The 4,122-nt window shown below is 73.7% G+C and carries 3 protein-coding genes; all 3 read right to left on the bottom strand.

Annotation, left to right across the window (positions count from 1 at the left end):
* Positions 1-110: 110 nt before the first annotated feature.
* Positions 111-362 carry a phosphopantetheine-binding protein gene (locus ABZ885_RS36650; protein ID WP_360198816.1) on the bottom strand — a complete coding sequence of 84 codons (252 nt, stop codon included), beginning with the start codon at positions 360-362 and terminating at the stop codon, positions 111-113.
* Between the two features lie 30 nt (positions 363-392).
* Entirely contained in the window at positions 393-1,247 is an 855-nt protein-coding gene (locus tag ABZ885_RS36645; RefSeq protein ID WP_360198813.1) for a 3-hydroxyacyl-CoA dehydrogenase family protein, read from the bottom strand.
* A 62-nt stretch (positions 1,248-1,309) separates the two neighbouring features.
* The coding region (locus ABZ885_RS36640) for an SDR family oxidoreductase (protein WP_360198811.1) at positions 1,310-4,122 on the bottom strand (2,813 nt) is incomplete at its 5' end.

Below are 4,122 nucleotides of genomic sequence, written 5' to 3'. Positions count from 1 at the left end.
GTGCCTTGCGCCAGTCTCCGCCGTGCTCGCGCTCCAGCATCACCCGGTAGACGAGCCGTTCGCGCTCCAGCCCGACCGCCCGGTCGTAACGGCTCGCCGGGGCCGGGCGGTCACGCGGCCGCGGCGGTCTTCGACCGGACCAGCCGGGCCAGTCCTTCGACCGAACGGAAGTTGTCGAACTCCATGTCCTGTGACTCCAGTTGCAGGGAGAACTCGCGCTGCAGGAAGAGCGCGAGCTGCATGGCGAACAGGGAGTTCACGTAGCCCAGGGCGAAGATGTCGTCGCCGTCGGCCAGTTCGTCGCCGCCCAGGTGCGGGGCCAGGAACGTCTTGATGCGGATCTTCACGTCGTCGTTCGACATGCGGGTGTTCCTCCTGAAGGGAAAGGGGGTCTACTGGTACGTGTAAAAACCGCGCGACGTCTTGCGCCCGAGCAGGCCGGCGTCGACCATCTTCTGGAGCAGCGGGGCGGGCCGGTACTTGGAGTCCCGGAAGCTCTCGTACATGACCGTCAGCGAGTTCAGGATGGTGTCCAGGCCGATGAGGTCGCCCGTCTCCAGGGGGCCCATCCGGTGACCGAAGCAGCCCTTGAACATCCGGTCGACCTGCTCGGCGGTGGCGACCTGGTCCTGGACGCAGAAGACGGCCTCGTTGATGGTCAGCATCAGCACCCGGTTGGTGACGAAGCCGGGCAGGTCCTGGACGACGATGCCCTCCTTGCCCGCGGTGTCGAGCACGCCGAGCGCGGTGGCGATGGTCTCGTCCGAGGTGTGGTGGCCGCGGACCACCTCGACGGTGTCCATGAGCGGCACCGGGTTCATGAAGTGCAGCCCCAGGACCTGCTCCGGCCGGCCGGTGACCGAGGCGACGCGGGTGATCGGGACCGCCGAGGTGTTGACCCCGAACACCACCCCGGGCCGACAGACGGTGTCGATCCGCTCGTAGACCTCGCGCTTGACGTCCCAGTTCTCGGTGACGTTCTCCACCACGAAGTCGACGTCGGCCAGGGCGTCCAGCTCCGTGGCGTCGGTGATCCGGCCGAGCACCGCCGCCGGGTCGGTCTCTGGGAGGTCCCGGCGGAACAGGCCCTGCATCAGCAGGTCCTGCTCGATCTGGGCCCGCGCGGAGGCGAGCTGGCTCTTGGAGATGTCCACGAGGGTCACCTCGTAGGAGGACTGGGCGAGGGACTGGGCCACGCCCCGTCCGATGGTGCCGGCGCCGATGACGCCGATCCTGGTGATGGGCAAGGTGCTACCGCCTTCGGTATCGCGGGTGAGGGGTGACGGGTGCGTGGTGGTGGCGGCGGTTGTCACTCCGCCGCCCGGAGCTCGTCGACCAGCCGGCCGAGGGAGCGAACGGTCGGGCCCTCGTACACGACGGTGAGCGGCACCGCTAGGGCCAGGTCCTGCCGCAGCCGGTGGACGACCTGCAGGCCCAGCAGCGAACTGCCGCCCAGTTCGAAGAAGTTGTCGTGCACTCCGACCGCCTGCACCCCGAGCAGTTCCTGCCAGATCTCGGCGACCTGCAGCTCGGTGCCGCTCTCCGGTGCCACGTACGGGTTGCGCAGGTTGGGCCGCTCGTGGCGCCGGCGGGACATGGCCGGCGCCTGCGCGACCGGGGCGGTCCACTGCTCGCGGCGCCGGGCCGGGTCGGTGGTGGAGACGACGACCTGCGGTTGCGCAGCGCCGAGCAGCAGCGCGTCCGTGACCTGCCGGCCCTCCTCGGGGCTGAGGGCCATCTCCTGGATCGCCGCCCCGATGCCGTCGCCGTCCCCGCCCGTCCCCGGAAAGCGCCACGCCTCCCAGTTGACGCTCGTCCAGGGCTGCCCGCCGACGCCGTGCCGGTTCTGGGCGAAGGCATCCAGGGCCGCGTTCGCGGCCGCGTAGGCGCCGAAGCCGAGACCGCCGAGCAGCGAGGCGATCGAGGAGCAGAGGATCGCGAAGTCGAGCCGCTGGTCGGCCAGCACCTCCTCCAGCACGTAGGTGCCGTACAGCTTCGGGGCGAAGTGCCAGGCCCGTTCCTGCTCGCCGAGGTCCGCGACCACCCGGTGGGCCGCCGCGCCGGTGGTCCCGGCGCAGTGCACCAGCCCGTCGACGCGGCCGTACTCCCGGACGAGGTTCTCCTTCACCGCGCGCATCGCGTCCCGGTCGGAGACGTCGGCCGCGACCACCACGACCTCGCTGCCGAGGTCCTCCAGCGCGCGGACCGCGGCGACCGTCCCGGCCGCGGCGGCCGGCAGCGCGGGGTCGTCCCAGTCCTCGCGGGGCGGCAGGCCGGCGCGGCCGAGCAGGACCAGCCTGACGCGCTCGCGGTCGGCGAGCGCCCGGGCCACGACCAGGCCGATCTTGCCCAGGCCTCCGGTGATCAGGTAGACCCCGCCCGGGCGGACCGCGGCGCCCAACCGGGGCAGCGGTTCGGCGGCAACGAACGCCGGCGTCCACCGGCGGTTGCCGCGCAGGGCGAGGGTGCGCTCGGCGGCGGGGCGGGCGAGGTCCTCCAGGATCCGCTCGACGGCCCCCGGTCCGGGCTCCCCACCCGTGAGGGCGAGATCCAGGTGGACGCAGGTGAGCGAGGGGTACTCCTGTGGGAGCACCCGGCAGATGCCCTGCACGGTGGCCTTCGGCGGGCACAGGTCCTCCTCGCCGGTGGCCGCGAGGACCTCGCTGGTGACCACGTCCCAGCGCTGCGGGGCCGCCGCCATCAGCTCCGGCTCGACGGCCTGGGCCCACTGCACCAGCGAGTCGAATCCGCGCCGCAGCAGGTCCCGGACGGTCTCTGGCGCCATCGGGCGGCCGGCGTCCTCGCCGACGCCCCAGCAGTGGACCAGCCGGTCGGGCAGTCCGCCCTCGTCGCGCAGGGCGCGGGCCAGCTCGGCGTAGTGCTCCGGCCGGTCGGGGTCGAGGACGTACACGCCGTCGCCCTTGCGGCTCCACTCGTTGCCGGCGACGACGGTGCGCACCCGCGCGCCGGCCTGCTCCAGGCCCTCGGCGATCCCGGCGCCGACGCCGGTGGCGTCCACGAAGACCAGCCAGTCGTGCGCGGCCAGCCGCTCCCCCGCCGCCGGGGCGACCGGCGCCGTCTGGCGCCAGGACGGTGCGTGGAACCACGCGGACACCTCGCGGCGCCGCACCGGGGCCGCGGAGGCAGCGGCGGAGGCGGAGGCCGTCGCCGTGGCGGGCTCGATCCAGTAGCGGCGGCGCTGGAACGGGTAGGTGGGCAGCGGGACCCTCGGTGCCCCGGCCTGGTCGGGGAAGGGGCAGGAGCGGCCGGCGAGCCACAGCCGGGCGGCGGCCTGCAGCAGGGTCGCCCGGTCGCTCTCCCGGTCGAAGGCGCCCGGCAGCGAGTGCACCACGACGCGGTCGGCGACGGCCGCGGCGGCCGGGTGCTGCAGGATCCCGGTGGCCAGGGTCCGGCCGGGTCCGACCTCCACCACGAGCACGTCCGGCACCGACCAGAGCGTGGCGGTCCCGTCCGCGAACCGGACGGTGCGCCGCAGGTGCTCGGCCCAGTACCGCGGGTCGGTGGCCTCCTCGGCGGTGATCCAGGTGCCGGAGACGTTGGAGACGAAGGGGATCCGCGGCGCGGCCAGCCGGACCTGGCGGACCAGCCGCTCGTACGGGTCGACCGCGCCATCCATCATCGGCGAGTGGAAGGCGAACCGGGTGGGCAGCCGGCGCGACGCGATCCCGTTCTCCAGCAGCGCGTGGGCCACCGCCTCGATCGCATCGACGGTCCCGGAGAGCACGCAGGTGCGCGGTCCGTTCACCGCGGCGAGGCAGACGTCCGGCCCGGTGTGACGGACCGCCTCCTCCTCCGACAGCGGCACCGCGAGCATGGCGCCCTCGCCCTGCCGCTCGATCAGCCGGGCGCGCTCCACCACCACGTGCAGGGCGTCGGGCAGCGAGAAGACGCCCGCCAGGCACGCGGCGACGTACTCGCCGAGGCTGTGCCCGATCATCGCCTCCGGCTCGACGCCCAGGGAGCGCCAGAGCCGGGCCAGCGCATACTCCAGCGCGAACACCGCAGCGTAGCCCGGGGTGGGGCTGTCCAGCGGGTGTTCGGGGCGCTCCACCGGCAGCAGCATCGCCCGCAGGTCCGGGCCGCCGCCGGGGGCGCCGCCGC

Origin of the sequence: Kitasatospora sp. NPDC047058 (assembly GCF_040643935.1) — a bacterium.
GTDB lineage: Bacteria > Actinomycetota > Actinomycetes > Streptomycetales > Streptomycetaceae > Kitasatospora.
The sequence above is the reverse complement of the archived record's forward strand: the minus strand, read 5'-3'. Positions and strand labels throughout refer to the sequence as shown.

Coding starts and splice junctions, on each gene's coding strand:
- ABZ885_RS36650 (WP_360198816.1), bottom strand. CDS start 362: ATGTCGAACGACGACGTGAAGATCCGCATCAAGACGTTCCTGGCCCCG.